Raw genomic sequence first — 25624 nt, 5'->3', positions numbered from 1 at the left:
TGCATAACGAGAACAGGGCGATGAAAACGCAGCCTAAAGATGAACCGACATCGGGGCGAGAAATTACACTCGCGCCAACAGTACAGACAAATATTGTGCTGCGCGTTGCCACATTACACGACCTTGCTTCCCTTCAGCATATTGAGAGAACCTGTTTCACCACTGATAGGCTCAGTAAAAGCCGTTTTAAATTCTATATCGAGGCTCCACATGCTGAGCTAATTGTGGCCGAGCGAGAATTGCCTTCTCAGTTAAGCGGGCTCAATGACATCGAGCCTAGCAAGCGCGAGCAGCCTACACATGGAAGTGAAAAGGGTGAGCACTCAAGTGCGAGCAGTACGAAGAGTATTGTTGGCTATGGTTTACTTTTGCTTCGCCGTGGTACGCAGCTGACTCGGTTGTACTCTATTGCCGTGCTGCCAGAGACAAGAGGCTTAGGCGTTGCAGAAAAATTAATAAACAGCTTGGGGGAGCGGGCGCTTTTGCGGGGAAAGCGATTTATGCGCCTAGAAGTGGCGGTGGGTAACGCTGGTGCCATTGCGCTTTATAAGAAGTTGGGATTTAGTCAATTTGGTATGTATACCGACTATTATGATGATCATACAGACGCATTGCGTATGCAAAAAGTTCTGGTGCCAAGTAAGTCAGTTAAACCTGAGGTTTACCCTTGGTATCAGCAAACGACAGACTTTACCTGCGGGCCTTCTGCACTGATGATGGCGATGTGCGCACTCGACAATCAGTATGAAATGACACAAGAAAAAGAATTGTCGCTTTGGCGTACGGCAACAACGATTTTTATGATGTCTGGGCACGGTGGCTGCCATCCAGTTGGCTTAGCACTTGCCGCCGTTAACGAAGGGTACATGGCGCAAGTTGTTATCAACCAAAATGTTCCGCTTTTTGTAGATGGTGTGCGAGATACTCATAAAAAAGCAATTGTCGAAAACGTCGAGTCGCAGTTTATGGCGGAAGCGTCAGCTAAAGGTATTTCGGTAGAAATTTCAGACTGGCGAGTCGATGTTATTGACCAAACGTTAAAAGCTGGTGGTGCAGTTTTGTGTCTAATTAGCACGTACGCGTTCGACAAAAAGAAGGTGCCCCACTGGGTAGCAGTCACGAGCTGTGACGCTCATTGCTACTACCTTCATGACCCTGACGCAAGTGAAGGTCAACCCGTTGAGTATCAGCACATTCCTGTTGCTCGCGATGATTTTTTAAGACTTGCCAGTTATGGCACGCGTAAAGTAAGAACATTAGTCCTCCTAAAATTGAATAAATAATACGTGTTACAACATCATTTTTTACCTAAGGTCTAAAGATAACAAAGGTGTCAATAGACCTTAGTGATGAACCAGCGTAACGTTTACCTTATTGTTAAGTTTCTTAAGCTTATTCACCAATTGAGATAACTCTTTCACCGAGCCTGAATAATCGATGTGTTTGTTCATCTCTTGGCCTTTTACCGCACCGTTATAAAGCGCTTCACTCTCAAAACATGCGGTTTGTGCGCTTAACGTATTCCATTCCGCTTTTAAATCACTGGGAATACAATGACGTTTGGCGGTAATTTTGTCTTTAATTTGCAACACTTTCCCGATCAATAATTGAGCATCTGATGGCATAATAATATCTCCTTTTGCGAAATTTAAAGGCAAGGGTTTGATAAGTAAGACTTTTTAATAATCGAGCTTCGCACGCTAATAACATTAAAAGGTTTACTTCTTGCCCTTATATACAAACATTGCATTATTGATGCCACGTTCAATATAAAAAGCTGAGTGAATTTTGCTGTGCTATTAAATGACAGTATGTGGTGGGATTGCTGTTAGTTTGCCAACGATGGGAAATGCTCACTGCGCGCCAGTTCAAGGCTTTCAATGGTCGTCGCTATATCACCGTTAACCATGAATTTATCAATGGTATGCATTATATCGCCAGCGAAGGCTTCATTGGCGTCGCGGTCAAAGAATTGTGAAAAGCCATCCGCCGTAGACAACTCCAAATAGGCTTCTTTTGTAAGCTCAGAGGTTTGTTGTTGTGATAACTTGTGGGGAGAGATCACGCCAAGCTTTTTGTTAAGCTTATTTTGAACGTCGTGGTTAGCAACAAACGCTAAGAACGCTTTTGCTAAAGAAAGATTTTTTGCTCGCTTAGGAATAACGAGTATATCAATGGGCGCTTCTTCGTACTTGCCGACACTCTCGCTAATTTGAGGGAATGGAAAAAAGCCAAATTTCGGTAACATGTCTTTTCTGATGTCTTGAATGACATAATTACCTATCAACGACATGCCAACTAAGCCCCTAGACAACAGCGGCAAGCTCTCGTTCCACTGAAAATCTTGATGGTTTGCGATAAAGAATTCTCTTTCTTTTAACTCATACAACGTTTTGAGGGTAAGTCTAACGCGTTCATCATTAAAGGGCACTTCCCCCTGAGTTAGCGCTACATGAAAAGCGAGCCCATTTAGTCTGAGGTTTAGGTAATCGAACCAAGCAGTGGCGGGCCAGTTGCTTTCAGTTCCTATAAAAATCGGCGCAATGCCACTGGCTTTTATGCTTTCGCATACGGCTAGAAATTCTTGCCACGATGAGGGTTCATTCAGCGATAAACGCTCAAATACCTCTTTTGAATAATAGAATCCAATTTGATAATAAGAAATGGGAACCGCATAAAATCGACCGTTGTAGTTGAGGTTTTGTTTAACATTCTCGTCAAAGGCGTTATCAAAATCTTTTTCCAACCACAGATCATCGATAGGCTGAATCAAATCTTTTTCGACAAAATGAAATAGCCGTTGCCCTGCGTGCCAATACAATACGTCAAAACGTTTATCGGTCGCTATCATATTGGGGAAGGCTACCTTGTAGTCTTCGCTACTTAGTGCCGTGAAGTTTACCTGAGTATTGGGGTGGCGGGCTTCAAAGTCGCGTGCAAGGGTGTAGAACGCCTCTCTCTGGGCGCTCGTGGATACAGACACACCGATATTTAATTTTTGCGCAAAACTTGAGCTAATGACTCCGCAAAAGATAAATAAAAAACAAAAACGGCGTTTTAATATCACTTTTCACTATTTCCTATACAGTGTTGTCCCTTCATAACATGCGTCTCGCTGACAACTTTCTCCACACTGTACTATAAATCGTTTGCACAGTTTGCCTATTCAACTTTTGTCTTTATATTTAGGAAATGATGTTTTTTAGCGACGTGATATGACCGTTTTATCGAAGCGGGTGAATGTTGAATCTGGTACACGAGAAATCGCAACCGAGTGAATCTGCATACTATTTATACGAATAACGCTTCGGCTTGTTTTTCACTTTCTTAACTTGGCAGTAGCAAAAGTGTGGCGTCCAGATCAACAGGTTCAACAAAATAGCGGTAACTAAGCTGAACACAATTGAAGATGGCGTTAATGGTATTGAGGGCCTGAAATTATCTAAAACGCGGCGCAGAGTTCCATACTGAGATGGAGAGGCCATAAATACAAGCTGTTCAAAATAGTGCCCGTGCTCTAACTTTCTCATACCTAGTTCAAGACTTGTGATTTGCGCAAACCGAGACGCTTTCATAGACGCGTTCTCTCGAACCACAGGTTCGCTATTTTTTTGAAGACTGTCCAGCATGGCCTCTACCGAAGAAAAACCATGTTGTTTGGCAAGCTCAGAAGAGCTAGCAACTTCGTCTCGCAAAGCATCATAATAACCGTTCAAGTATTGACGATAGTGGTCCGCCAGAATAGGAACCTGTAGCGTGATAATAAATAAAACTGCAAAAACCACTTTATCGAGAACACGAACTACCATTTAATACTCACTCTGACCCTCTAATTTCACCCGCTCTTCAATCAGCTAAAGCGAGCCCAAACCGACAACACTCATTACCGATTCCACTTTCCAGCAAATTTACCTGCTTGACTATTTCAAAGCGGTATAAATTGCATGAGTTAATTTACTCAACTGCTCTGGCGATATAATGTACGGAGGCATAATATATACCAGTTTCCCAAAGGGCCTTATCCATACCCCTTGTTTCACGAAATGGCGTTGAATGTCGGCGACGTTGACGGGATTAACCGTTTCGACCACCCCTATAGCGCCTAGTACTCTTACATCAGCAACACGGGGTAAGTCTGCACATTTTGCCAACTCGGTTTGTAATTGTTTCTCAATGGCGGGAATTTGCTGTAGCCAATGGTTTTGATTCACTAACGACAAACTAGCATTGGCAACCGCACAAGCCAAGGGGTTACCCATATACGTTGGGCCATGCATAAAAACACCAGGCTCACCTTGGCAAACGCCTAAAGCCACATCTTCCGTGCACAATGTGGCTGCAAGCGTCATATATCCGCCAGTAATGGCTTTTCCCAAACACATGATGTCAGGTGATATACCTGCATGCTCACAGGCGAAAAGTTTACCTGTGCGACCAAAGCCGGTGGCTATTTCATCGCATATTAAAAGCACATCGTAGGTGTCGCAAAGCTGGCGGCAGCGCTTTAAATATTCAGGGTGATAGATACGCATGCCCCCCGCGCCTTGAACAATGGGCTCAAGAATAAGGGCGGCCATAGTGTGATGGTGCTTTTCAAAAATCTCTTCAAGCGGAAGAATATCGTCCTCACTGAAGGTTTGCCCAAATCGGGTTTGAGGGGCCGGTGCGAAAATCTGCTTGCTTAATACCCCCTCGAATAAACTGTGCATACCGTTAACTGGATCGCACACGCTCATGGCGGCAAACGTATCGCCGTGATAGCCATTGCGGGGTGCGACAATACGTGACTTTTCCGGGCGCCCTTGACATGCCCAGTACTGAATAGCCATCTTTATAGCCACTTCAACTGACACTGAGCCTGAGTCAGCTAAAAATACCCGCTCTAAACCCGCAGGTACCATGCTAAGTAAAGATTTGCACAAATCTACCGCAGGCTGGTGGGTAATACCGCCAAACATAATGTGAGAAAATGCGTCAATTTGCTTATGTGCTGCTTCATTGAGTGCGGGGTGGTTGTAGCCGTGAATAGCTGCCCACCAGCTAGACATGCCGTCTACTAATACTTCACCGCTGGCCAGGGTAAGCTCAGCGCCTTTTGCGCCAATAACTTCATAACAGGGAAGGGGGTTAACCGCTGAAGTATAAGGGTGCCAGATGTGCTGTTTATCAAATTCTATATTGTTCACAAATTAACCATTGGTAAAGGTTTGTAATTGGTCAGAGTTGACAACTCGTTATTGGGGCATAGACTAAGCCAGCAATTATCATTAGTAAAGGACAGTCAATGACACTGGCTTATGCGCCTACAGCGCAAACGACAACTATTCGAAACGATTGGACCAAAGCGGAAGTTGAAGCTTTGTTCGCCAAGCCATTTAACGATTTACTGTTTGATGCTCAAGTCGTACACAGACAGCATTTTAATCCTAATGAAGTGCAGGTTAGCACGCTTTTGTCGATTAAAACCGGTGCATGCCCTGAAGACTGTAAGTACTGCCCACAAAGCGCCCGCTATGATACTGGCCTTGAAAAAGAGCGCTTACTAGAAATTGAAAAAGTGATTCAGCGTGCTAAAGAAGCAAAGCAAGTAGGCTCTACCCGTTTTTGTATGGGGGCTGCATGGCGAAATCCTCGCGACAGAGACATGCCTTACATTCTGAAAATGGTTGAAGAGGTGAAGCGCTTAGGTTTAGAAACCTGCATGACGCTGGGTATGTTAACTCGTGATCAAGCCGTTGCGCTGAAGCAAGCAGGCCTTGATTACTATAATCACAATCTTGATACCTCACCTGAGTATTACGGAGATATTATTACAACCCGTACTTATCAAGACCGCTTGGACACGTTAGAAAATGTCCGCGCCGCAGGAATGAATGTTTGCTCAGGGGGAATTGTAGGGATGGGAGAAACAGTAAGCGATCGCGCTAGTATGCTAGTGCAGTTAGCGAATCTTCCTGAGCAGCCTCAAAGTGTGCCTATTAACATGTTGGTTAAAGTAAAAGGTACGCCACTCGATAGTGTGGAAGACCTGGATTATTTTGAGTTTATCCGCACTATTGCGGTTGCTCGCATCATGATGCCTAAGTCACATGTGCGCTTGTCGGCTGGGCGCGAAGCCATGAATGAACAGATGCAAGCCCTTTGTTTTATGGCGGGCGCGAATTCTATTTTCTATGGCTGCAAGCTGTTAACCACGTCAAACCCCGATACCCATGAAGATGTCATGTTGTTCAAAAAACTTGGCATTAATACTGAGCGCACAAGGGATTACTCAGACGAAGCACACCAACAGGTCTTAGAAGAAGAAATTGCCCAGCAGCATGAACAAGGCAATGACAACAACGACTTGTTTATTGATGCCACCAAGCCTAAGGTAGCGCGAAAGAAACAGCATTTGACGGAGGCGTAATGGCCTTTAACTGGTTAGACGATGCACTGAGCGAGCGGGCCCAACAGGGCTTGCTGCGCCAGCGCCAATGCCAACAATACGAAAAAGACAGCATTATTTGTATTAACGGTGAGCACTATCTTAATTTTTCAAGCAACGACTATTTAGGCATGCGCCAACATGAAGGTGTATTGCAAAGTTGGGTTGAAGGGCTGGCCCAATTTGGTGGTGGCAGCGGTGCATCCCCATTGGTTACGGGGCACACCCAAGCTCATTTGGCGCTTGAAGCGTATATTGCTGATGGTTTAAATCGGGAAGCCGCGCTGTTGTTTAATTCTGGCTTCGCTGCCAACCAGGCCTTGTGCATGGCACTTTTTCCTCACCTTTCTCACCCTAACAAAGGCGCGAGTGCAGGTCTTATTATTGCAGATAAGCTAATGCATGCATCGTTTTTAGAAGGGGCGCAATGTGTATCCGAAAACGCTAAGCTTCGACGTTTCAAGCATAACGATCTCAGTCATTTAGAGAGCGTGCTGTCGAGCGCCTGTCACAAACACGTATCCAATGCGGATAGAAGTACTGATGCCAACGCTTACGCAAACACACACACCAACCAACAAGACATGCTAATCGCCAGCGAAGGGGTGTTTAGCATGGACGGTGATGTTGCACCCTGCAAAGGCATCGCAGAGCTTGCTGCTCAATATAACGCATGGTTCATGTTGGACGATGCACATGGCATGGGTGTGCTGGGTGACAATGGCTTTGGTACAGCAGAAGCGCTTAACTTAACTCAGCAAGAAGTGCCTATTGTTATGGGGACGTTTGGCAAAGCGGTGGGCACAGCCGGCGCATTTATTGCGGGAAGCCAAACCTTAATCGACTATCTAGTGAATTTTTCTAAGCACTATGTGTATTCTACTGCCATGCCGCCAGCACAAGCAGTCGCAACCCTGTATTCACTGACTCATATTGCCAGCGATACCTCGCGTCGCGAGACGCTCAATAGCAATATTGCCTATTTCAAAACGTCATTCCACCAACGTTTTGGACAGACACTTAATGCTAGCGGGAAAAGCGACGCGCTAAGTCAAATAACCCTGGGACAGTCACAAAGCGCAATTCAGCCCATCATTGTGGGCTGCCCCGCGCGCGCTATTGCGCTAAGTGACGGGCTGAAGCAACGTGGTATTTGGGCTACGGCAATTAGACAGCCAACAATTCCGAAAAAACAAGACAGACTACGAATTACGCTTACCTCAAACCATACTACCCAAGATATTGACGTCTTAATTGATGCCATCGAGCTGTCGTGGAATAACCTGGCGATAACTGAGGCGTCAGCACAAAGCGCACCAAAATGCGGTGATACCGCTTCAGGCCACCTTCCTACCAACGAGTTGTAAAGATGTCATCAAGCCCCGCTACAAACATAGTCACACCGGCAGAATCGCTAAGTAACGTTGAAAGTAAGATGCCGCGTGATAGCGCCCAGAGGCCATTTCCGGTAAACGGGGCCTTTTCAGTGAGACATATAACTGAATGTAAGGGGGCGACTCACGCAAAAGACACTGCTACAGCAGATAAGTATGCAATGACCGAAGGGGATACAACGAATGATTGTGAGGTAATAGCTCACGGTTATGCCACAGTTAAGGGCTTTAAAGCGACACACGGTGGTACTGCTCCTGTAATCAACGAGCAGAATGTTGCCCATCGCTTTTCAAAAGCCGCAGCGCAATACAACAGGGTTGCGTCTATTCAGCGAGTTATCGCTAAGCAGGCTTTGGCTAACTTACCTCATGCGCTGCGGGGTGAGGCACTTGATATAGGCTGCGGTACCGGTATGCACACACAGGCGCTGTTCAATAGAGGAGCAGCGGCGACCGGCGTAGATATTGCCGAGGGCATGTTAGCGCAGGCTCGCAAAAAGTACTCTGACCCCACTTTTGTTCAGGGAAGTGCCCGCAATTTACCTTTTCCTGAGACCCAATTTTCACTTGTGTTTTCATCCATGGCGCTTCAATGGGCTAGCGATACAGACATTGTCGCCCGCGAGATAGCGCGAGTGCAAAAAGAAGGTGGAGTTGCCGAACTAGCGATAATGGTAGCGGGTTCGTTTAATGAGCTTAAAACCGCGCGCAAAGTAGCGCAACTCCCACAAGCACAAACGTACATGCCCACCACGGCGCAGTGGGTTAACAGTTTCAAACAATCAGGCCTCTCTTTGCAGCGTGTTATCACGAAAGACTACGTTGATAGACACAGCGACATTATGTCGTTACTTCGCTCTGTGAAAGGGGTTGGCGCAGGGGAAACCGGGCGCAAGCAACCTGCGCTGTCACGCAAAGATATTAAAAAGTTAGCCATGGCCTATCGCAATATTAACGGGGTAGAAGGCTCATTTGCGCTTACCTACCGTGTGAGTCATTTTAGATTGGAAAAACGATGAAGCAGTATTTCATTACCGGTACCGACACAGAGGTGGGGAAAACCTATGTTACCTGCCAACTATTAAAAGCCGCGCAAAAAGCTTCGCTAGGGGCTATCGGTTACAAACCTATCGCCGCCGGTTGCGAACAGATTGATGGTGAGTGGGTTAACGAAGATGCGCTAAATATTCAGAAAGCGTGCTCCAAAATACGCGCAAACAAAGCCATTAAAATTACAGACAATAACGCGCTTGAAAGCGCAAATGAAAAAAGCGATGAAAGTGGACAGACACTTCCTCTACATCAAATAGATGAAAGTGGACAGACACTTCCTCTACATCAAATAAACCCAATTGCACTTAAGCCAGCAATCGCGCCACATATTGCTGCGCTCGAAGAAGGTGTTGCGCTAACCTTTGAAAGCGTTGCCCAAGGGCTTGACGTACTAAATACCTATCAGCCAGATATCTTGTTAATGGAAGGAGCTGGCGGGTGGCGTTTACCGTTAACGGTGGGCGATGAATTTACGCCTACTTACTATCTTTCCGATGTGGTGAAAACCCTCAAAATGGACGTGATTTTAGTCGTGGGCATGCGACTGGGTTGCTTGAACCATGCGTTATTAACCGCAGAAGCGATTCGTGCAGATGGGTTAACCATAAAAGGGTGGGTAGCGAATGATATCACAGGTAACATGACACGATACGAAGAGAACCTGCGTTCTCTCATTGCCATGTTACCTGAGCCGTTGTTGGCCGAAATTCCTTATCAGTTAAAACCTAACGAAGAGGCGCTACTCGCCGCTATTGAGCAAATACGTTAAGTCATCGCCTGAGTGAATAGGCGTTTTTTCTTCACCTAAAAAGATGAAACCGTCCCTTTCACCTAAGAGGCTAAGCTGACTATCGCTGAGGTGCAGGGCCGTGCCTTCGCGAATAGCAACCACAGGTGTAGTTGGGTTCAACGTGGTGAATTCTGCCAAACGCTGATCGCGGGTTTCACCGTTGTGACCGGGGGGCTGATAATCAGTGTAGTGCGGGTTTATTTGGAACGGAACAACGTCCAATGCATCAAAGCTTGGAGGCTCGACTATAGGCATATCATTGGTGGTTCTAATTGATTGTCCACAAATGTTTGAGCCCGCGCTCCAACCGATATAAGGCGTTCCATCGGCAATGGCGTGCTTCATTGGCACAATAAGCGCATTAGCATAAAGGGTTGAGAGCAGATGAAACGTATTTCCTCCACCCACGACAATGGCTTGACCGTTCTTCTTGGCGTTATTTATCGCAGTAACCGGATCTTCAAGGGTGTGCAGGCCTGTTACGTTGCACTCTGGCAGTGCAGTCGCGACAGCATCCACGTAGCTATCATACGATTGGGTTACGGCTGCGTAAGGTACAAATAGAAGGTCGCGAATTTCACCTAAGTGTGCAAAAATAAGCGCTCTAGCGTGCTCTAAGTAGGCTTCGCTGCCTTGGCGTGAGCTACTTAGCATAAGTACATGTGCGGTCATACTAACTCCACAATTTTTCTGACGGCGTATCATACGTGAAACTAGCTATAAAGTTTAGTCGCGCTCCGTCACCGCGTTGAAATAGGATTTTGAATGAAACAATCTACATCGGTGTTATTTGTATGCTTGGGGAATATTTGCCGTTCGCCCACGGCCGAAGCCGTATTTAAGAAAAAAGCCGCTGAAGCTGGCTTAGATATAGACATTGATTCTGCCGGGACACACGGTTATCACATTGGTAAGCCAGCAGATAAACGCTCACAAGCCGCGGGCGTTGAGCGTGGTTACAGCTTTAAAGGGCTTAAATGTCGACGTGTAGATGAAAATGACTTTGAGCGTTTCGACTATATTTTGGCTATGGATAATAGCAATCTTGCAAACCTTCATGGCATGGCTCCAGGGCAGCATCATAATAAAATTAAGCTATTTTTAGACTTCGCAGATGTTGAAGATAAAGAGGTACCCGATCCGTATTATGGCGGGAAACGAGGCTTCGAGCTTGTGTTAGACCTTATAGAAGAGGCGTCAGAAGGTTTGATCGCTCATCTTAAAAACACACAAAAATCATAGGGCGGGATTACCTTGATAAGGCGCAATGTCGTCAATATTGTTATTGTAGTTGTAAGCCTTGCGTTGGTACTTGGTGCCGCAGGAATTCTGGGGGCAACAGGTTGGTCTGACGCGCCTACCGCGCTCAAGCAGCATATTATTGTGCAATTACAAATGCCGCTTATACTCACGGCATGCCTAGTCGGAGCGGCACTCTCTGTTAGTGGTGCTTCCCTGCAAGTGGTATTGCGAAACCCACTGGCAGACCCTGGCATTATTGGTATAACAAGCGGGGCGAGTTTGGTCGCAGCGCTACTGTTGCTGTTAACGCCACAATGGGCATCAGCCTACCTACATTATTTACTTCCCATGGGATGTTTTATTGGCGCGCTACTATCGACATTCATCATCTATCGCCTTGCAAGAAAGCTATTGAATTCATCCACGGCTGTGATTTTAGCGGGTATTGCCATATCCACGATCAGCGGCGCTGTGATTGCGTGGCTCTACATGTTCAGTGATGCAAACGCGCTTCGCAATCTCACATTTTGGCTAATGGGGAATTTGTATCAAACCAACTGGTTAATTTTATCTGTGGGAGCCCCGCTGATTGTCATTGCTGTCGCGCTACAAATTTATTGGGCAGGAGACCTCAATAAGCTTTATGCGGGCGAATTGGCCGCGAAAAGTAGTGGTATTGATGTCGATAAACTTACCGAGCGTGCCTTAATTGTTTGCGCTATCGCCGTGGGCACGGCGGTTTCTATGGCAGGCTCGATTGCATTTGTTGGTTTGCTGGTCCCCCATATCTTACGCTTGCTTATTGGGCACAATAACCGTTTTTTATTGCCTCTAAGCGCGTTGTGCGGGGCAAGTTTACTCATGCTAGTCGCATTAAGCTCTGAACTGACCCGCGCGATAACGCTGCCAGTTTCTATGGTTACGGCAACCTTAGGTGGTCCATTACTCATTTGGGCACTGGCCAATGGCCAAATCAAAGGGTGATAAAATAGCGATGCAGAACTCTCACTTCAAACATGACCCACCCCCGAGTGGTAATGACGGTAACGAGGTTAATAAGCAAGACGTAGCCGAAAATAACGAGAAACAAAGCCTTAGCACTGAACATAACCGAGTTGATAGCCAAATCGTTCTATGCCTTCAAAATGTAAAAGTGACATCTCGGCTTTTTGTACAAGCTTTAGAAGTGAAGAAAGGTGAATGTATTCACATTATAGGTCCAAACGGTGCAGGAAAATCTACGTTATTGCATACGCTTTCAGGGCTTATCAATGCAGATGAAGGGCAGGTCAGGCTGCTTGGCAAGCCAATGGATAATTGGTCCCTCGCAATGTTGGCAAGTGTACGAACCTTGTTAGCTCAACAAAGCGAAAGTGGTTTTCACTTGTCAGTAAAAGAATACTTAAGCTTCTATACAACAGCACAGCTAAGTTCACTTATTCCTCCTGTGTTAGAAAAAGCGCTGGAGGTGTCTGACTTCTTGAACAAAATTCTCACTCAGCTATCTGGCGGCGAGCGTCAGCGGGTAGAAATTTGTCGCTCGCTCCTGCAAATTTGGCCGCAACTAGAACGGGGAGAGGGCATTGCGTTTCTCGATGAACCACTGCAGGGGCTCGATATCAGGCATCAATATGCACTGGCTAATTTAGTTAAGTTCCTTTGCAACAAAGGAAATACAATACTTATGACGTCTCACGATATCGCGCTTAGCGCCAACTATTGCGATTGCCTATGGTTAATGCAAAAAGGCCGCATGGTGGCGTTGGGAGAGCCGCAAGAGGTGGCCACCCAAACTAACCTTGAACATGTGTTTGAATGTCATTTTGCTATAAGCAAGCACGATAACTTTCTAGAAATTCAAGTTTGCGCACCTATTTCCCTAGAATAAATGTGGTAAAGTGCTTCAAATATTGTTTTAGATTTATATTTTCACATTAGACTAATTAGAAAAAAGCGCTACAGACATTTCTTGAGGCGCTGTACAGTCTTTTTTATTTGAAGCGATGCGCTTCAATGACTATTTTCAGTAAAACGTTTGCCCTACGTTTATTATCAGGAGAACACCGTTGAGTAATTGGCAAGTTGATAGTTGGAGAAGTAAACCTATTCTTCAACAACCAGAGTACGAAGACAAAGTACGTCTTAAAGAAGTAGAGCAAACACTGAGTTCTTATCCTCCACTGGTATTCGCTGCTGAAGCTCGAGAGCTTCGACGTCAGCTAGGTGAAGTGAGCTTGGGTAAAGGCTTTCTTTTGCAAGGCGGTGACTGCGCTGAATCGTTTGATGAGTTTAACGCGCCCAAAATTCGCGACACCTTTAAAGTTATTCTTCAAATGGCAATTGTGCTTACTTTTGCTGGCCGCTGCCCGGTAACAAAAGTTGCACGCATGGCTGGGCAATACGCTAAGCCTCGCTCGTCTGATTTTGAGACCCGTGATGGCGTGACCTTACCAAGCTATCGCGGCGATATTATTAATAACTTCGAATTCACCGAGGCGGCGCGTCGTCCGGACCCAGATCGTTTGTTGGAAGCGTACCACCGCAGCGCATCAACGCTGAATCTACTGCGTGCTTTCGCGCAGGGAGGATTAGCAGACCTTCACGAAGTCAACCGCTGGAACATGGCGTTTGTTGAGAACAATCCGCTTAAAGAGCGTTACTCGGATATGGCCAACCGTATTCAAGATACCCTTGAATTTATGGATGTCATCGGCATTAATGCGCAAACCAGCTCAACGCTCCATGAAACTTCGCTGTTTACATCCCACGAAGCACTGCTGTTGAACTACGAACAGGCGTTAACGCGTGTCGACACCCTTACGGGTAAACCTTATGACTGTTCGGCTCACATGGTGTGGATTGGTGAACGTACTCGTCAATTAGACCACGCACACGTTGAGTTTTTCCGCGGTATTCACAACCCAATTGGTGTGAAAGTGGGGCCAAGCATGCAAGAAGACGAACTTATACGTTTAATTGATGCACTTAACCCGCTAAACGATCCCGGTCGTTTAACCCTTATCACGCGCATGGGCGCTGATAATCTAGCAGACAACTTGCCGCGCTTGTTGCGTAAAGTGAAAGCTGAAGGTCGCCACGTTGTGTGGAGCTCAGATCCGATGCATGGCAATACTTTCTCGGCATCGAGTGGCTATAAAACACGTAACTTCGATGCAATTTTGAAAGAAATTAAACAGTTCTTCCAAGCTCATGAAGCCGAAGGAACACATGCTGGTGGTATCCACCTTGAGATGACCGGTCAGCACGTAACCGAATGTACCGGTGGCGCTTACAAAATTAGCGATGAAGATTTAGCACAGGCATATAAAACGCAATGTGACCCGCGATTGAATGCAGACCAAGTGCTTGAAATGGCGTTCTTGGTAGCTGATCATTTGCGTAATGCGTAATGCGTAATGCGTAATGCGTAATGCGTAATGCGTAATGCGTAATAAGCGATTTTCGCATCGGCTATGTGAAAAAACGGCATCAGTGAGGTGCCGTTTTTGTCTTTAAAAACGTGAAGCTATTTTCTTTTCAACCTTAATGGCTAACAGCATAAACCCATAGCCTATTACCGAAAATAAGACATCCAAACTGTCAAACGTTCTCTCATCCATTCCAAGCTGCATAAACTCATATCCCACCACGCCCAATGCGCAAAAGAGTGCGGTGACTTTTCTATTGTCGTTAGCGACGGGAAAAGCAAAAGCAAAGGTGATGGGAACAGCCAAAAAGTTAGGCGCGGCGTTGAACATTAAATTGCTGCTATATTCTCTTAACTCCATGATGTGTAAATAGGTAAAATAACAACAAAACGCGAGTCCGCCGTAGTAAACGGCGGCGAAAAGCCATTTGCTGCTTGCTTGAGACTTCACATACTCGCAAATTAAAGAAATAAGCATGGCTATCTAAACTTGCGAAGAATACGTCCGCTCCAATAGTTTATGCTCGACCGAGCGGAGGCAACACTATTTTCAAGATAGCTGTCTACGCCCTGTTTCCCACCTATGCTGTCATACACGTAAGAACCCAATATTCCAAACCCTAGGCCTATGAGGTAGTTCCCACCACTTACTTGCGCTAATTCATGTTTTGTTAGCTCTTTCATTGTCAAATTCCTTATGTCTATCTCTATTTGATTAAATGCCATGGCAACGCTTAACAAACTTACCAGTGAAAATCGATCAAATCTCCTGTATCTATGGCTAGTTTTGAAGGTTGTGTGAATAAATCGATGAGCGGTTTTGAGGATATCAATGAGGGCACTTTACTATTTAAAACGAGAACATCTCAGTTTTGATGTAGGGTGAATGAGTGCAGCAAAAAATGTGCAAGCTTTTCCGTCATTGTTAGAACGCTTTTTACCTAAATTTTACGCGTATATTTTTGTTTTGGTTGATATGCTCATAGTGTTGACGTAATCACAATAGACCTATGACCCAATTTAAACACGGTTTCTATACACTTTTCATCATGGCTTCAGCCATTTTGGGGTGTTTGGCACTTAGCCACTGGTTTTTACCGCTTGGCGGTATTCTACTTATCCTACAACTGGCATGTGCCATTGTGGCGTTAACAACCTCAAGGTTTTATGGCTTGCTTGCTGGGCTAGCAGGGGCGCTAAGCTTCAACTACTTTTTTACGGCGCCATTATACTCATTTCAGATAGCTGAAATCGAAGACAGCATTAACTTCGTTGTTTTTATTTTGGTGGCCATACTCATGAGCGAGCTTGCGGTTTATGTTAACGCCCAACAGCACGCGCTTCAGGTTGTAAAAACGCAATCGCGTATTCTGCGTTCAGTGTCACACGATTTGCGCACGCCGCTCTCTACTATAATTGGCTCGGTGGAAACCTATACAACATATCAAGACAAGCTTGAAGAAATCGAGAAGAAGGCCCTATTGCAAGGGGTGTACGATGAAGGTAAACGCCTTTATATATACGTAGAAAACCTACTTCAAGCCACACGCATTGAGCACAATGCACTAGTGCTAAACCTAACCCGTATCAATCTCACTTCGCTTTTAGCGTCTATAGAAAGTCGTATTAACAACCGACGGTTAAAAGTGGTCAATATCAGCAGTAGTGAATGTATTACAGCCTCTGAGTCTTTGTTTGAACAAGCTTTATTTAACGTCATTGATAATGCCCTTACGTTCAGTGACGACGCCGTATCGTTAACGGTTAGCAAGACTGATACAAAGTTTGAATTTGAAATACAGGACACGGGAAAAGGGCTCAGTAAAGAGCAGCTAAAAGCGCCATTTCAGCTTTTTCAAACCAGTCGCAGCAGTGATAGTGGTAAAGGCGGCATTGGCCTCGGGCTAAGCGTCACAGCAGGTATCGTCCATGCTCATCAAGGCGATATCAAACTTGTAAATACCACCCCAGGGCTTCGTGTTTGTATTTCAATGCCAATAAGGGATTAACACAATGAGCCAAACCATTCTACTTGTTGAAGATGATGCAAATATTCGTCAGATGTTGAGCATTGCGTTAGGTGCAGAAGGTTATCAGTGCATTGGCGTTGCTTCGGTTAGAGAGGCTTTATCAACGTTTACTCAGCACCATCCCGATCTCGTTATTTTAGATTTAGGGTTACCTGACGGAGAGGGAAGTGAAGTCCTAAAACGTATCAGAGAATCTAGTCGTCTGCCGGTCCTTGTATTGTCTGCAAGAGATCAAGAAATAGATAAAGTAGACCTACTCTCGCGAGGGGCCAATGATTATGTCAGTAAACCTTTTGGGGTCAGAGAGCTTGTTGCCCGGGTTAAAGTATTATTGAGAGACTTCAATCCAATTGTTGAGCCAACCATACCGACAAGAAAGATGGGCAAAATTGAGTTGGATATTTCAGAGCGACGACTTCTCGTTGAAGGCCATAGCATTGCGCTAGCGCCTAAAGAAGTGCAGCTTCTCGATGAGCTAACAAAGCATCCAGGTGCGTTTATCAGTCAACAAGAATTGTTAAGAAGAATTTGGGGGCTACATCACAGCGAAGACACCCACTATATACGCATTCTGGTAAGGCAGCTGAGAAAGAAGGTAGACCCGTTTTACACAGATTTAATAGAGACAATGCCTAAACAAGGCTACCGAATAATGGTGAATAAACCGGAGACGAATTAATGTCGCATTTTAGTGTCATTGGGCTTGGTAAGTTTGGTTTAACGGCTAGCCTTGAATTAATTCATATGGGGCATACCGTTACAGGAATCGATAAAAGTGAAAAGCTGGTTGAGCAGTATGCGGGTGAGTTTACGCAATGCATTGTGTGTGATGCCAGTGACGAACGTGCGCTGAAGGAATTAAACCTGTGTCAAAGTGAAGCCGTGTTGGTTGCCATAGGTGAAGACATGCAAGCTAGCTTGCTCTGTACATTGGCACTTAAAAATTTAGGGGTAGCCAATATTTGGGTTAAGGCCAATAGTTCTGCTCATCATGCTATTTTATCGAAACTGGGGGTGTCTAAAATTATTCATCCTGAAGAAGAAATGGGGGCGAGGGTGGCACAAGCGCTCAACTATCCCATGGTGAATGACTATCTAGGCATAGGCCATGGAATGTATATCGTTGACGTCATTTTATCTGACCAGTTTTCGTCTCTTTCGCTAAAAGACGTGCTGTCCGTCGGGAAGGGGCAAGTTTCTTGTTTGCTTGTTAAGCGAGGTCATCAACTGTATCACAACCCATCCGAAAATTTCGAGGTGACGTCGAACGATACAGTTATTCTCTGTGGGCACAGAGACAGCTTAGTCAAAATAGCGCCAAGGTTGGCACAATGAACAGATGGGACCCAAACTATCGGCCTCTTGAACGTTCTCCTAAAGGCATCAACAAAATTCAGGTCGGGCCGCCGCTTATCTTGTCTTTAAGTTTTGTTGCCGTAATTTTTTTGGGCACCATCATCCTTAAGTTACCGATGATGACACACGAACCCATCTCATGGATTCAGAGCTTATTTACCGCCACTTCTGCGGTGACAGTTACAGGGCTTGTTGTGGTCGATACGGGCTCTGTTTTCACCACTGCCGGGCAATCTGTTATTGCAGTTTTGATACAGCTGGGTGGTTTGGGTCTAATGACATTTGCTATCGTTACGCTCATTGCTTTAGGAAGTAAAATAAGTTTCTTGCAACAATCCGCGGTGAAAGAGGCGTTCAATCAAACCGACTTGTCAACGCTTGTATCTACGGCGAAGTCGGTGCTTATCTTTGCCTTCCTGGTTGAATTAGTGGGTTTTTGTATTCTTGCGGCTTATTGGATGCAGGAAAAAACGGCGGGTGAAGCGCTGTTTCATGCGTTTTTTTACACCATCTCAGCGTTTAACAACGCAGGGTTTGCGCTAAGTGCAAATAGTCTTTCTGACTACGTCGGTGACCCTATAATCAATATCACTATTTCTGCACTATTTATTATTGGTGGTCTCGGTTTTTCAGTATGGATAGAACTGCATAAAAAGCGAAGATGGCAAAGCTTGTCTGTTTATGCAAAGACAATGATATTAGGAACGTTAATTGTTAACGTGACCGCCTTTTTGCTTATCTTTCTTATTGAAAGTGACAACCCTGCTACGTTGGCGAATCTTGATACTCAAAGTGCACTGTGGGCTTCATGGTTTCAAGCGGTGACGCCAAGAACCGCCGGTTTTAATACGCTAGATATCGCATCACTAGAAGACCCCACTACTGCATTAATGTTGTTGCTTATGTTCATAGGCGGAGGGTCTATGAGTACCGCAAGCGGTATAAAACTAATGACCTTCATTGTTTTGCTTATTACCGCCTACAACTATATCCAGCGGGGGTCTGCTCCCCGTCTTTTTGGTAGAACGATTTCAAACGATACTATTAGTAAAGCACTTGCGCTGACAATGATTTCTATTGGGATAACTTGGATAGCCATTTTCCTTTTGTTAATGTCAGAAGATGCTGATTTTTTGGATGTCGTTTTCGAAGCGGTTTCCGCTCTTGGTACCGTAGGTCTTTCTCGAGGACTCACTGGGACGCTGTCAAACAGTGGAGAGTGGATAATAATTTTACTTATGTATGCGGGGAGACTGGGGCCTTTAACGTTGGCATATTTTATTGCTAGCCCCCGTATAAGCCGCATTAAGTATCCAGAAGCGAAGCTAGCGATTGGTTAGGTCGTTAATAAGGCAGATCTTTCCTCTTCACTTAAGATGCCAGTAAAAATCGTCTCTCTGCGAAGATTGGCTGTTCGCTCGTCGTCAGCCAATAACAGCGCTTTAAATAAGGTCGGGTTGTCGCGCGTTTCAATAATGCCTTTCCACAAGAGGTAACTGCCATAACGCATCATTTTGCTTTGATAGCGCTGCTCCAAGGTTTCTTCAACATGTTTAAAAAGCTCTGGACGAGACAATATCTTGTCAGCGATGGCGCTGTGAATTCTTTTGATGCGTTCATTTACATCGCTTCTACGTTGTTTTCTGGGTCTTGCAAACATAAGGTTTCTTGCGGTTATGTCCTATCAATACGCTAAGCGTGCTTTGTTAGAAAAAGAAAGTGAACAGACACTTACTTTATCGTCGTCATTTTAATTTATTCATTAATACGATGAATTTGGGGTAATTATACAAAGCGGCTAGTAGCCGTAAGCTTCAGCTCGAAAGCGAGAGGCCAAGTAACCAACGATCAATCTTCATTTAGAAGTGGCTCTACAACGGACTCCAATCCATTGAGTTTTATTTCGTACATTAACGCGAGTTGTTCACCTAGTTTGTTATTCGGAAACCCTTGTTTATGAAACCATACTAAATAAGGTTCAGGTAAATGAAAAAGGCGCCTTCCTGCGTACTTGCCAAATGGCATGACCTGATTGATAGCGGCTTTGATAAGCGTTGGGTCCATTTATTGATCGCCTTTTTTCTGGGGATTTTCGTTGTGTTCTTCATTTTCACGTTGTTGCGCTTGCCATAGCGTAGCGTATTCACCACCTCGATCAAGCAAATAGGTGTGTGTCCCTTCCTCTACGATCGTACCGTTTTTAAGTACCAGGATCTTGTCGGCATCAACAATGGTGGACAGTCTGTGGGCTATGACTAAACTAGTATGCCCTTTGGCCGCATCGCGAAGGGCAGCTAAAATTGCACGCTCTGACGTACTGTCTAATGAACTGGTGGCCTCATCAAAAATCATAATGGGTGCGCCTTTAAGTAGGGCTCTGGCGATAGACACGCGTTGTTTTTCGCCGCCAGAAAGTTTCAGCCCTCGCTCACCCACTGTGGTTTCTAACTTTTCAGGCAGACTTTCTACAAATGCTTCGAGGTGTGCTAGTTTGATCACTTGTTTAATGTCTTCATCGCTGGCATTAGGGTTACCGTAGCGAATGTTTTCCAACAGAGTCGTGTTAAAAAGTACGGTGTCTTGCGGCACGATCCCGATGTGTGCCCGCAAACTTTGTTGAGTGAGCTGCGTGATGTCCTTGCCGTCAATGGTAATTTCGCCTTCATTAGGCTCATAAAATCGAAACAGCAGTTTCATTAGGGTTGACTTACCAGCGCCACTCTCGCCGACAACAGCGACTTTTGTACCTGGTGGTACATCGAAGCTTAAGCCCTTTAGAATTTGACGATTTTCGTTATAAGAAAAATGCACGTTATGAAATTTGATCGCAGGGTTTGCGCACGTTAGCTCAGTGGCGTTATCCGCATCTTCAATGGCTGGCGTTTGAGAGAGAAGCTCAAAAAGCTTATCTATGTTGGCAAGGCTTCCTCGTATTTCTCGATAAACAAAGCCTAGAAAATTCAGTGGCATGAATATCTGCATGGTGAATGCATTAATGAGTACAAAGTCTCCAATCGTCATTTCACCGTTCATTACCCCAAAGGCGGCAGTGGCCATCATAGATGTCATGGCAACAGCAATGATCGCTGCTTGCCCTCCGTTTAGCGCGAATAAAGAGAGTCGATTCTTTCTTCGTGCTTTTTCCCATTTCGCTAAGTCGGAGTCGTAGCGATGTGCTTCAAAGGCTTCATTGTTGAAATATTTAACCGTTTCAAAATTTAATAGGCTGTCTACTGCTCGCGAGTTGGTGGTTGAGTCAGCTTCGTTCATTTGAGTGACAAAGCGTGTGCGCCAATCGGTCGCTTTCATCGAAAAGCCGATATAGGCGATAACACTGCAAACAATAATAAGGGCGAAAGAGACGCCAAATTGAAATAACAGCAGGCCAACAACTAATGTGATCTCAAGTAAAGTCGGTACGATATTAAATACCATAAAGCGCATAAGAAAGCTGACGCCATTGGTGCCACGTTCTATGTCTCTGGAAAGGCCACCGGTTCGTCGATTTAGATGAAAACCTAAGTCGAGATTGTGTAAGTGTTTAAAGACTTTTAAGCCCAGTCGGCGCATGGCGCGCTCTGTCACGCGGCCAAACAAAGTATCCCTAATTTCGCCTAGTAAAACGTTGAGTAATCTTAAGGTTCCATATGCCACAATAAGGCTGATGGGGACAGCGAGGGCTAACGTGGTTAAATCACCATTTAAACTGTCTACCGTATATTTCAACACGTAGGGAAGGCCAATACTGGCAAGTTTTGCTGCAACTAAGCACAATAGCGCCAGAAAAACACGTTGTTTGAACTCAAGTAAATAGGGCCATAGCTGCGAGAGAACGTGCCATTTAACAGGTTCATCGAGATTAGTAGGAAAACGGTTTTTTCTCATTTTATAGTGTGCTTAATTGTTAAATTCAGGGTAATTAAACGGAAGTTCGCTAAATAAAATGCGTGAAGAATTAAGTTCTAATACGCGCCAAAATTCTGATCTCTTGAAATTAGGGAAGAGTAACATGCTCTCATATGATGAATCCCTTCTTTTGGTGTACGTTTTGAAAGAAGCTAGAGATTAAAATGGTCTTATTTATAGCGATGAATGTGTTTAATTTTAGTTTTACGGCGCGTACACTAAGTTGTGGTTTAATTTAGTAACCTTGTTAACCCGTCGTTGAGTTGTTTAATTAATGATAACGATGTGAACATCATCACACCAATGTTGGCCAAGTTTAAGGAGTTAGTTTGTTAGAAGATAGTTTCGGTAGACAGTTTCACTATTTGCGTTTGTCAGTGACCGAAGCGTGCAACTTCCGCTGTCAGTATTGTTTGCCTGATGGATATGAAGGTCCGTCTAGCGATCAGTTTATGACACTTAACGAAATTGATACTTTGCTTAAGGCTTTCGCTAGACTAGGCACATCCAAGGTACGCTTAACAGGCGGAGAACCGACGTTACGACGAGACTTTCTTGATATTCTTCGGTTAACAAGTAATACGCCGGGAATAGAGCGGGTGGCGATGACAACCCATGGTGCGCGAATGGAAAAGTTTGCGCACGAATGGAAAGACGCGGGTCTTGATCAAGTCAATGTAAGCATAGACAGTTTAGATCCCCGCCAATTTGCAGCCATTACAGGGCAAGATAAGCTCAAGGCAGTACTTAGAGGGTTAGATGCGGCTATTGATGCGAACCTTGACGTAAAAGTAAATTCCGTGTTGCTGAATGACTTTTCTGATAGCCGACTCAACCGCTTTCTAGCCTGGCTGAAAGATATGCCCGTGACGCTTCGCTTCATTGAATTGATGGAGACAGGCGATTTAAATACGTTTTTTAATAAGCAGCATCAAAGCGGGTCTCCCCTAAAACGTACCTTGCTGGAAATGGGGTGGCAGCCTTTATTGCGAAGAAAAGACGCTGGGCCAGCACAGGAATTTTATCACCCTGAATTTGCTGGGAAAATTGGTCTTATCATGCCTTACAGTAAGGACTTCTGTAAAACATGTAATCGCCTTCGTGTTTCAGCACCAGGAAAACTACATCTCTGTTTATTTAGCGAAAATGGTATCGACATGAGACAGCTTTTGGCCACAGGTGATGTAGATGAGGTCATTACATTTCTCAAAAATGTGCTTGGGCAAAAGCATGAAACACATTATCTTCACGAAGGGAAAACGGGGGCTACAAAGCACTTAGCAATGCTTGGCGGTTAGCGAGAATGCTTTTCTTCTTTCTCACGAAATCTGAAATATATTAAGTTTTATTTATTTGGTTTGTTTCAAAAGTAAGCTATATTCACGAATATAAGTATAAGTAAAACAATAAGTATAAAGGAAGTTTATGCATATCAAGGACAGTGCCCGCCTTTCTTATCACTACATCACCGAAAAAGATGCAGACTTTTTGTGGGAGCTCGACCAAGACGAGCACGTCATGAAATTCATTAATGGCGGCAAAAAGTCGACAAAAGAGGAAATACTCGACATTTTCGTACCGCGATTTCAAGCCTACTCTAATCGCGCACTAGGATGGGGATTATGGCGTGTCGAGACGTTAGAAGAGAGAGAAAGCATTGGCTGGATACTCGTTCGCCCTTTTGGCTTTTTCACTCAGCACCCTGAAAGCGATAATATGGAGTTGGGCTGGCGTTTTAAACGTCATACCTGGGGTAAAGGGTATGCGACAGAAGCGGCTAGCACGGTAAAAGATGCGCTTTATGATATTGGCGTTGAGCAATTTTCAGCGATTGCTAACCCGCAGAATAATGCGTCGATTAATATTATGAAAAAGCTAGGAATGACATTCAGTCATGAACAAGAGTATAAAGACAAGCTTTTTCACGAAACAGTAGTCGTCTACAAAAGCTAGCGCTGTTTATTTAAATATTAAGGCTGATTGCGCGGCTAATGCGCTTGTTCGCCACTCAAAATTGTTTTCACAGTATCGTAGCGGGCTTTTTGGTCTGCTGATAATTGTGCTGTTTCAAGAGTTTCTCTGCATTTTTTAATTTCTGCCAATGTATTAGGGGGCATGGCAGTATTTGCCTTTCTTGCTCTTACAATAGACTGGAGATAATTTAATGCAATTGACGGATTTTTAGGCATTACTCGAAATGCCTGAGAAAAGGTTGTGTACGACTGGGCTAAATCACCTCGTTTGTATTGCGCCACCGCTGTGTTGTTTAGCGTTTTGGGGCTTAATGAAATCGTCTCTTTTTCTGCTTTCTCTTGCTTGAGGTATGTCATCATCAAGTTCATATCATCTGAAGTGTTTTCCTCTCTGGATGAGATGGCATCTAAAATAGCAATTGATTCTTTTTTCATACCCACTTCATGTAACGCTTTTGCTCTGTCTAGCAATGCTTCAGTAGAATGGTGTTGGTCATAATCTATGTGAAAGTCGCTGAGTAACGATTGTGCCTTGGCCGCATCATCTTTAAGGTAATGAAGTCTTGCATCAATAACGGCCAATTCGTCGTTGAGCGTTGCTCTGGGGTGTGCCTTCTTCAATTGTCGCAGATAGTCATGGGTTTGCTTAACAATATTGTTGATATGCTCAGGCTCTGATGTCATAGCAAAGTCAACACCGGCTCGAGCGGCGGTTAGATAAATTTCTGGTTTATCGTGAATCGAGCCACGTGCATAACGTACCACTCTTTTAGCGCTATTGAATTGGCTTTCGTAGTCATGGGTTATTCGCGCTAAGTTGATTGCTCGTTGATACCGTTCAATATTGCGTGGAGACAGGGTGCAGGCCAGTGACGTGCACTCTAACGCATCGTCGAAAGCCGCCTGTTTTATCTGAAGTGTAGCGAGGAGATCGTAGGCCTCTAATGCGCAATCTGGCCGCATAGCGAGCTGAATGATTTCCCTCTCTGCATCCTCTAACTCATTGAGTGCGATAAGACCTCTTGCTATCCCCATTTTAGCCCAATTGAAGTCTTGAATGTTTACGATCGACTCAAAGAATGCAATGGCAGTATGGTGCTGATGTGTTAGAAGAAGTAAATCGCCTTTAATTTTCATGGCGAGAGGGAAATGCTCAGCATTTTCAGGTTGTAATAAAAAGAATTCTACTTCAGCTATGGCTTTCTCGTAGTCTTTCTTATCCATGAATGCATAGACGTTTTTCAACGCTTTTTTTCGGGAAAGAACTCGCGAGAGTCTTCTATCTAGCTCGTTTACTGAGAAAGGTTTGGCGATAAACTCATCCGGCTGTAGTTCAATGATTGCATGCACCACTTCCGTTGACGTATCAGCACTTGTGAAAATAAATGCGCTTGCGAGGGGGAGGGCGTGATCTGCATTCAACTGCTCTAACAAGAAATACCCGCCCTGCTCAGAGCGTAAGTTATATGAGCAAATAATAGCGTCGTAGTCGTGTTCTTGTATCGCTGACAGAGCGTGAGAGGGTCTATCGACATAGTCCATGTTTCTAAAGCCTAATTGCTCAAGCGCGTAATGTATGTGGCTTTTTGCCAGCACTTGATCCTCAGCAATGAGTAGCTTGGTGTTTTTAGCCAACTGTAGTTTCATTGAACGATAGCCTCGGAAGTGCGAATTCTATTACCTTACCACTTTATCCATAGCCCAAGTATAGCGCTTAATGGAAACTATCGCATAACTCGGATTATTCGTAGTTATCGTTTGTACGGGGGCTTGGACTTTGGGTTTGCTCGTGGCAAAGCGATATGGAACCACTAACCAATGCATCTTTGCACTTTGATTTCTTTTACGTAACTAAAAAGTCGTCTTTTTACAAAATTTTAGGTGATGGAATTTTGATTCAGAGAACAATTATCTATGCGGACTGGTTTTAAATCTGTCGTGTTGAATATTTTGAATACACATCGTATTGCCGAGATAAAAGAGACAAATATTTAATTCAAGTTTGGAAGGTATGGAAAAAATGAAA

The 25624-nt window shown here is 44.6% G+C and carries 26 protein-coding genes; 15 read left to right on the top strand and 11 right to left on the bottom strand.

All coding sequences use genetic code 11. From position 1 onward, the window contains the following. Window positions 1-20 precede the first annotated feature (20 nt). Window positions 21-1283, top strand: a complete 1263-nt coding sequence (locus GVO63_RS14515) for a GNAT family N-acetyltransferase/peptidase C39 family protein (protein WP_308469302.1) — start codon at window positions 21-23, stop codon at window positions 1281-1283. A gap of 60 nt (window positions 1284-1343) precedes the next feature. Here the strand turns inward: GVO63_RS14515 and GVO63_RS14510 are convergent, their stop codons facing one another. The 4 genes from GVO63_RS14510 to bioA all read right to left on the bottom strand — a co-directional run bounded on the left by GVO63_RS14510 (window position 1344) and on the right by bioA (window position 5186). Then, complete coding sequence (locus GVO63_RS14510) at window positions 1344-1625, bottom strand: hypothetical protein (RefSeq protein ID WP_159494419.1); 282 nt, start codon at window positions 1623-1625, stop codon at window positions 1344-1346. Between the two features lie 203 nt (window positions 1626-1828). Next, entirely contained in the window at window positions 1829-2983 is a 1155-nt protein-coding gene (locus tag GVO63_RS14505) for an ABC transporter substrate-binding protein (RefSeq protein ID WP_159580829.1), read from the bottom strand. Window positions 2984-3287: 304 nt separating this feature from the next. Then, the gene (locus GVO63_RS14500) at window positions 3288-3809 is read right to left on the bottom strand and encodes a DUF2937 family protein (RefSeq protein WP_159580827.1); all 522 of its coding nucleotides are present in this window, start codon (window positions 3807-3809) and stop codon (window positions 3288-3290) included. A 111-nt stretch (window positions 3810-3920) separates the two neighbouring features. Continuing rightward, entirely contained in the window at window positions 3921-5186 is a 1266-nt protein-coding gene (bioA, locus tag GVO63_RS14495; RefSeq protein ID WP_159580825.1) for an adenosylmethionine--8-amino-7-oxononanoate transaminase, read from the bottom strand. Between the two features lie 98 nt (window positions 5187-5284). Between bioA and bioB the strand changes: the two genes are divergently transcribed. The 4 genes from bioB to bioD are packed head-to-tail and all read left to right on the top strand — an operon-like array spanning window position 5285 to window position 9643. Continuing rightward, on the top strand, window positions 5285-6409 hold the full coding sequence (bioB, locus tag GVO63_RS14490; protein WP_159580823.1) for a biotin synthase BioB: 1125 nt from the start codon (window positions 5285-5287) through the stop codon (window positions 6407-6409). Beyond that, on the top strand, window positions 6409-7794 hold the full coding sequence (locus tag GVO63_RS14485) for an 8-amino-7-oxononanoate synthase (protein ID WP_159580821.1): 1386 nt from the start codon (window positions 6409-6411) through the stop codon (window positions 7792-7794). Before bioB ends, GVO63_RS14485 begins: the two co-directional genes overlap by 1 nt. A gap of 2 nt (window positions 7795-7796) precedes the next feature. Beyond that, window positions 7797-8840, top strand: coding sequence for a methyltransferase domain-containing protein (locus GVO63_RS14480; RefSeq protein ID WP_159580819.1), 1044 nt, complete (start codon window positions 7797-7799; stop codon window positions 8838-8840). Further along, window positions 8837-9643: a dethiobiotin synthase gene (bioD, locus tag GVO63_RS14475; RefSeq protein ID WP_159580817.1), complete on the top strand. Its 807-nt coding sequence runs from the start codon at window positions 8837-8839 to the stop codon at window positions 9641-9643. Before GVO63_RS14480 ends, bioD begins: the two co-directional genes overlap by 4 nt. Here the strand turns inward: bioD and pepE are convergent. Then, window positions 9614-10336 (bottom strand): dipeptidase PepE, encoded by a 723-nt coding sequence (gene pepE, locus GVO63_RS14470; protein WP_159580815.1) that lies wholly within the window; start codon window positions 10334-10336, stop codon window positions 9614-9616. The two genes, bioD and pepE, sit on opposite strands and share 30 nt — an antisense overlap. A gap of 93 nt (window positions 10337-10429) precedes the next feature. On the opposite strand from pepE, the gene GVO63_RS14465 reads away from it, so the two are divergent. From GVO63_RS14465 to GVO63_RS14450, 4 genes are all read left to right on the top strand, one after another. Next, window positions 10430-10906 carry a low molecular weight protein-tyrosine-phosphatase gene (locus GVO63_RS14465; protein ID WP_159580813.1) on the top strand — a complete coding sequence of 159 codons (477 nt, stop codon included), beginning with the start codon at window positions 10430-10432 and terminating at the stop codon, window positions 10904-10906. A 6-nt stretch (window positions 10907-10912) separates the two neighbouring features. Next, window positions 10913-11890, top strand: a complete 978-nt coding sequence (locus GVO63_RS14460; RefSeq protein ID WP_236552166.1) for an iron ABC transporter permease — start codon at window positions 10913-10915, stop codon at window positions 11888-11890. After that, window positions 11871-12794, top strand: a complete 924-nt coding sequence (locus tag GVO63_RS14455; RefSeq protein WP_159580811.1) for an ABC transporter ATP-binding protein — start codon at window positions 11871-11873, stop codon at window positions 12792-12794. The genes GVO63_RS14460 and GVO63_RS14455 overlap by 20 nt, the downstream gene beginning before the upstream one ends. Window positions 12795-12972: 178 nt before the next feature. Further along, a complete protein-coding gene (locus tag GVO63_RS14450; protein ID WP_159580809.1) occupies window positions 12973-14316 on the top strand; it encodes a class II 3-deoxy-7-phosphoheptulonate synthase in 1344 nt (447 codons plus the stop codon). Window positions 14317-14418: 102 nt separating this feature from the next. On the opposite strand, the gene GVO63_RS14445 is transcribed toward GVO63_RS14450, so the two are convergent. Continuing rightward, window positions 14419-14811 carry a hypothetical protein gene (locus GVO63_RS14445; protein WP_159580807.1) on the bottom strand — a complete coding sequence of 131 codons (393 nt, stop codon included), beginning with the start codon at window positions 14809-14811 and terminating at the stop codon, window positions 14419-14421. A gap of 2 nt (window positions 14812-14813) precedes the next feature. Then, a complete protein-coding gene (locus GVO63_RS14440) occupies window positions 14814-15017 on the bottom strand; it encodes a bacteriocin (protein ID WP_159494432.1) in 204 nt (67 codons plus the stop codon). Between the two features lie 326 nt (window positions 15018-15343). On the opposite strand from GVO63_RS14440, the gene GVO63_RS14435 reads away from it, so the two are divergent. The 4 genes from GVO63_RS14435 to GVO63_RS14420 are packed head-to-tail and all read left to right on the top strand — an operon-like array spanning window position 15344 to window position 19059. Then, the gene (locus GVO63_RS14435) at window positions 15344-16342 is read left to right on the top strand and encodes a DUF4118 domain-containing protein (RefSeq protein ID WP_159580805.1); all 999 of its coding nucleotides are present in this window, start codon (window positions 15344-15346) and stop codon (window positions 16340-16342) included. Between the two features lie 4 nt (window positions 16343-16346). Beyond that, window positions 16347-17042 (top strand): response regulator transcription factor, encoded by a 696-nt coding sequence (locus GVO63_RS14430; RefSeq protein ID WP_159580803.1) that lies wholly within the window; start codon window positions 16347-16349, stop codon window positions 17040-17042. After that, window positions 17042-17698 carry a TrkA family potassium uptake protein gene (locus tag GVO63_RS14425; protein WP_159580801.1) on the top strand — a complete coding sequence of 219 codons (657 nt, stop codon included), beginning with the start codon at window positions 17042-17044 and terminating at the stop codon, window positions 17696-17698. Before GVO63_RS14430 ends, GVO63_RS14425 begins: the two co-directional genes overlap by 1 nt. Next, window positions 17695-19059 (top strand): TrkH family potassium uptake protein, encoded by a 1365-nt coding sequence (locus GVO63_RS14420; protein ID WP_159580799.1) that lies wholly within the window; start codon window positions 17695-17697, stop codon window positions 19057-19059. The genes GVO63_RS14425 and GVO63_RS14420 overlap by 4 nt, the downstream gene beginning before the upstream one ends. Here GVO63_RS14420 and GVO63_RS14415 read toward each other — a convergent pair. The 3 genes from GVO63_RS14415 to GVO63_RS14405 all read right to left on the bottom strand — a co-directional run bounded on the left by GVO63_RS14415 (window position 19056) and on the right by GVO63_RS14405 (window position 21604). After that, window positions 19056-19379 carry a hypothetical protein gene (locus tag GVO63_RS14415; protein ID WP_159580797.1) on the bottom strand — a complete coding sequence of 108 codons (324 nt, stop codon included), beginning with the start codon at window positions 19377-19379 and terminating at the stop codon, window positions 19056-19058. The two genes, GVO63_RS14420 and GVO63_RS14415, sit on opposite strands and share 4 nt — an antisense overlap. A gap of 188 nt (window positions 19380-19567) precedes the next feature. Further along, on the bottom strand, window positions 19568-19783 hold the full coding sequence (locus tag GVO63_RS14410) for a DUF3820 family protein (protein WP_159580795.1): 216 nt from the start codon (window positions 19781-19783) through the stop codon (window positions 19568-19570). Next, a complete protein-coding gene (locus GVO63_RS14405) occupies window positions 19784-21604 on the bottom strand; it encodes an ABC transporter ATP-binding protein/permease (RefSeq protein ID WP_159580793.1) in 1821 nt (606 codons plus the stop codon). Between the two features lie 350 nt (window positions 21605-21954). Between GVO63_RS14405 and moaA the strand changes: the two genes are divergently transcribed. Together moaA and GVO63_RS14395 are read left to right on the top strand one after the other, a co-directional pair. Continuing rightward, window positions 21955-22923 (top strand): GTP 3',8-cyclase MoaA, encoded by a 969-nt coding sequence (gene moaA / locus GVO63_RS14400; RefSeq protein WP_159580791.1) that lies wholly within the window; start codon window positions 21955-21957, stop codon window positions 22921-22923. Window positions 22924-23050: 127 nt separating this feature from the next. Further along, window positions 23051-23578 (top strand): GNAT family N-acetyltransferase, encoded by a 528-nt coding sequence (locus tag GVO63_RS14395; RefSeq protein WP_159494441.1) that lies wholly within the window; start codon window positions 23051-23053, stop codon window positions 23576-23578. A 35-nt stretch (window positions 23579-23613) separates the two neighbouring features. Here the strand turns inward: GVO63_RS14395 and GVO63_RS14390 are convergent, their stop codons facing one another. Further along, the gene (locus tag GVO63_RS14390; RefSeq protein ID WP_159580789.1) at window positions 23614-25245 is read right to left on the bottom strand and encodes a response regulator; all 1632 of its coding nucleotides are present in this window, start codon (window positions 25243-25245) and stop codon (window positions 23614-23616) included. Window positions 25246-25624 lie beyond the last annotated feature (379 nt).

Origin of the sequence: Alteromonas sp. KUL106 (assembly GCF_009811415.1) — a bacterium.
Classification (GTDB): domain Bacteria; phylum Pseudomonadota; class Gammaproteobacteria; order Enterobacterales; family Alteromonadaceae; genus Alteromonas.
Note: the sequence above shows the minus strand (reverse complement) of the source record. Positions and strands in the feature narration are given on the sequence as shown.

Bases quoted from the DNA above. Each gene is read 5' to 3' on its own strand.
- GVO63_RS14515 (WP_308469302.1), top strand. From the start codon at position 21: ATGAAAACGCAGCCTAAAGATGAACCGACATCGGGGCGAGAAATTACA.
- GVO63_RS14510 (WP_159494419.1), bottom strand. From the start codon at position 1,625: ATGCCATCAGATGCTCAATTATTGATCGGGAAAGTGTTGCAAATTAAA.
- GVO63_RS14500 (WP_159580827.1), bottom strand. From the start codon at position 3,809: ATGGTAGTTCGTGTTCTCGATAAAGTGGTTTTTGCAGTTTTATTTATT.
- bioB (WP_159580823.1), top strand. From the start codon at position 5,285: ATGACACTGGCTTATGCGCCTACAGCGCAAACGACAACTATTCGAAAC.
- GVO63_RS14485 (WP_159580821.1), top strand. From the start codon at position 6,409: ATGGCCTTTAACTGGTTAGACGATGCACTGAGCGAGCGGGCCCAACAG.
- GVO63_RS14480 (WP_159580819.1), top strand. From the start codon at position 7,797: ATGTCATCAAGCCCCGCTACAAACATAGTCACACCGGCAGAATCGCTA.
- bioD (WP_159580817.1), top strand. From the start codon at position 8,837: ATGAAGCAGTATTTCATTACCGGTACCGACACAGAGGTGGGGAAAACC.
- pepE (WP_159580815.1), bottom strand. From the start codon at position 10,336: ATGACCGCACATGTACTTATGCTAAGTAGCTCACGCCAAGGCAGCGAA.
- GVO63_RS14465 (WP_159580813.1), top strand. From the start codon at position 10,430: ATGAAACAATCTACATCGGTGTTATTTGTATGCTTGGGGAATATTTGC.
- GVO63_RS14455 (WP_159580811.1), top strand. From the start codon at position 11,871: ATGGCCAAATCAAAGGGTGATAAAATAGCGATGCAGAACTCTCACTTC.
- GVO63_RS14445 (WP_159580807.1), bottom strand. From the start codon at position 14,811: ATGCTTATTTCTTTAATTTGCGAGTATGTGAAGTCTCAAGCAAGCAGC.
- GVO63_RS14440 (WP_159494432.1), bottom strand. From the start codon at position 15,017: ATGAAAGAGCTAACAAAACATGAATTAGCGCAAGTAAGTGGTGGGAAC.
- GVO63_RS14435 (WP_159580805.1), top strand. From the start codon at position 15,344: ATGACCCAATTTAAACACGGTTTCTATACACTTTTCATCATGGCTTCA.
- GVO63_RS14430 (WP_159580803.1), top strand. From the start codon at position 16,347: ATGAGCCAAACCATTCTACTTGTTGAAGATGATGCAAATATTCGTCAG.
- GVO63_RS14425 (WP_159580801.1), top strand. From the start codon at position 17,042: ATGTCGCATTTTAGTGTCATTGGGCTTGGTAAGTTTGGTTTAACGGCT.
- GVO63_RS14420 (WP_159580799.1), top strand. From the start codon at position 17,695: ATGAACAGATGGGACCCAAACTATCGGCCTCTTGAACGTTCTCCTAAA.
- GVO63_RS14415 (WP_159580797.1), bottom strand. From the start codon at position 19,379: ATGTTTGCAAGACCCAGAAAACAACGTAGAAGCGATGTAAATGAACGC.
- GVO63_RS14410 (WP_159580795.1), bottom strand. From the start codon at position 19,783: ATGGACCCAACGCTTATCAAAGCCGCTATCAATCAGGTCATGCCATTT.
- GVO63_RS14405 (WP_159580793.1), bottom strand. From the start codon at position 21,604: ATGAGAAAAAACCGTTTTCCTACTAATCTCGATGAACCTGTTAAATGG.
- GVO63_RS14395 (WP_159494441.1), top strand. From the start codon at position 23,051: ATGCATATCAAGGACAGTGCCCGCCTTTCTTATCACTACATCACCGAA.
- GVO63_RS14390 (WP_159580789.1), bottom strand. From the start codon at position 25,245: ATGAAACTACAGTTGGCTAAAAACACCAAGCTACTCATTGCTGAGGAT.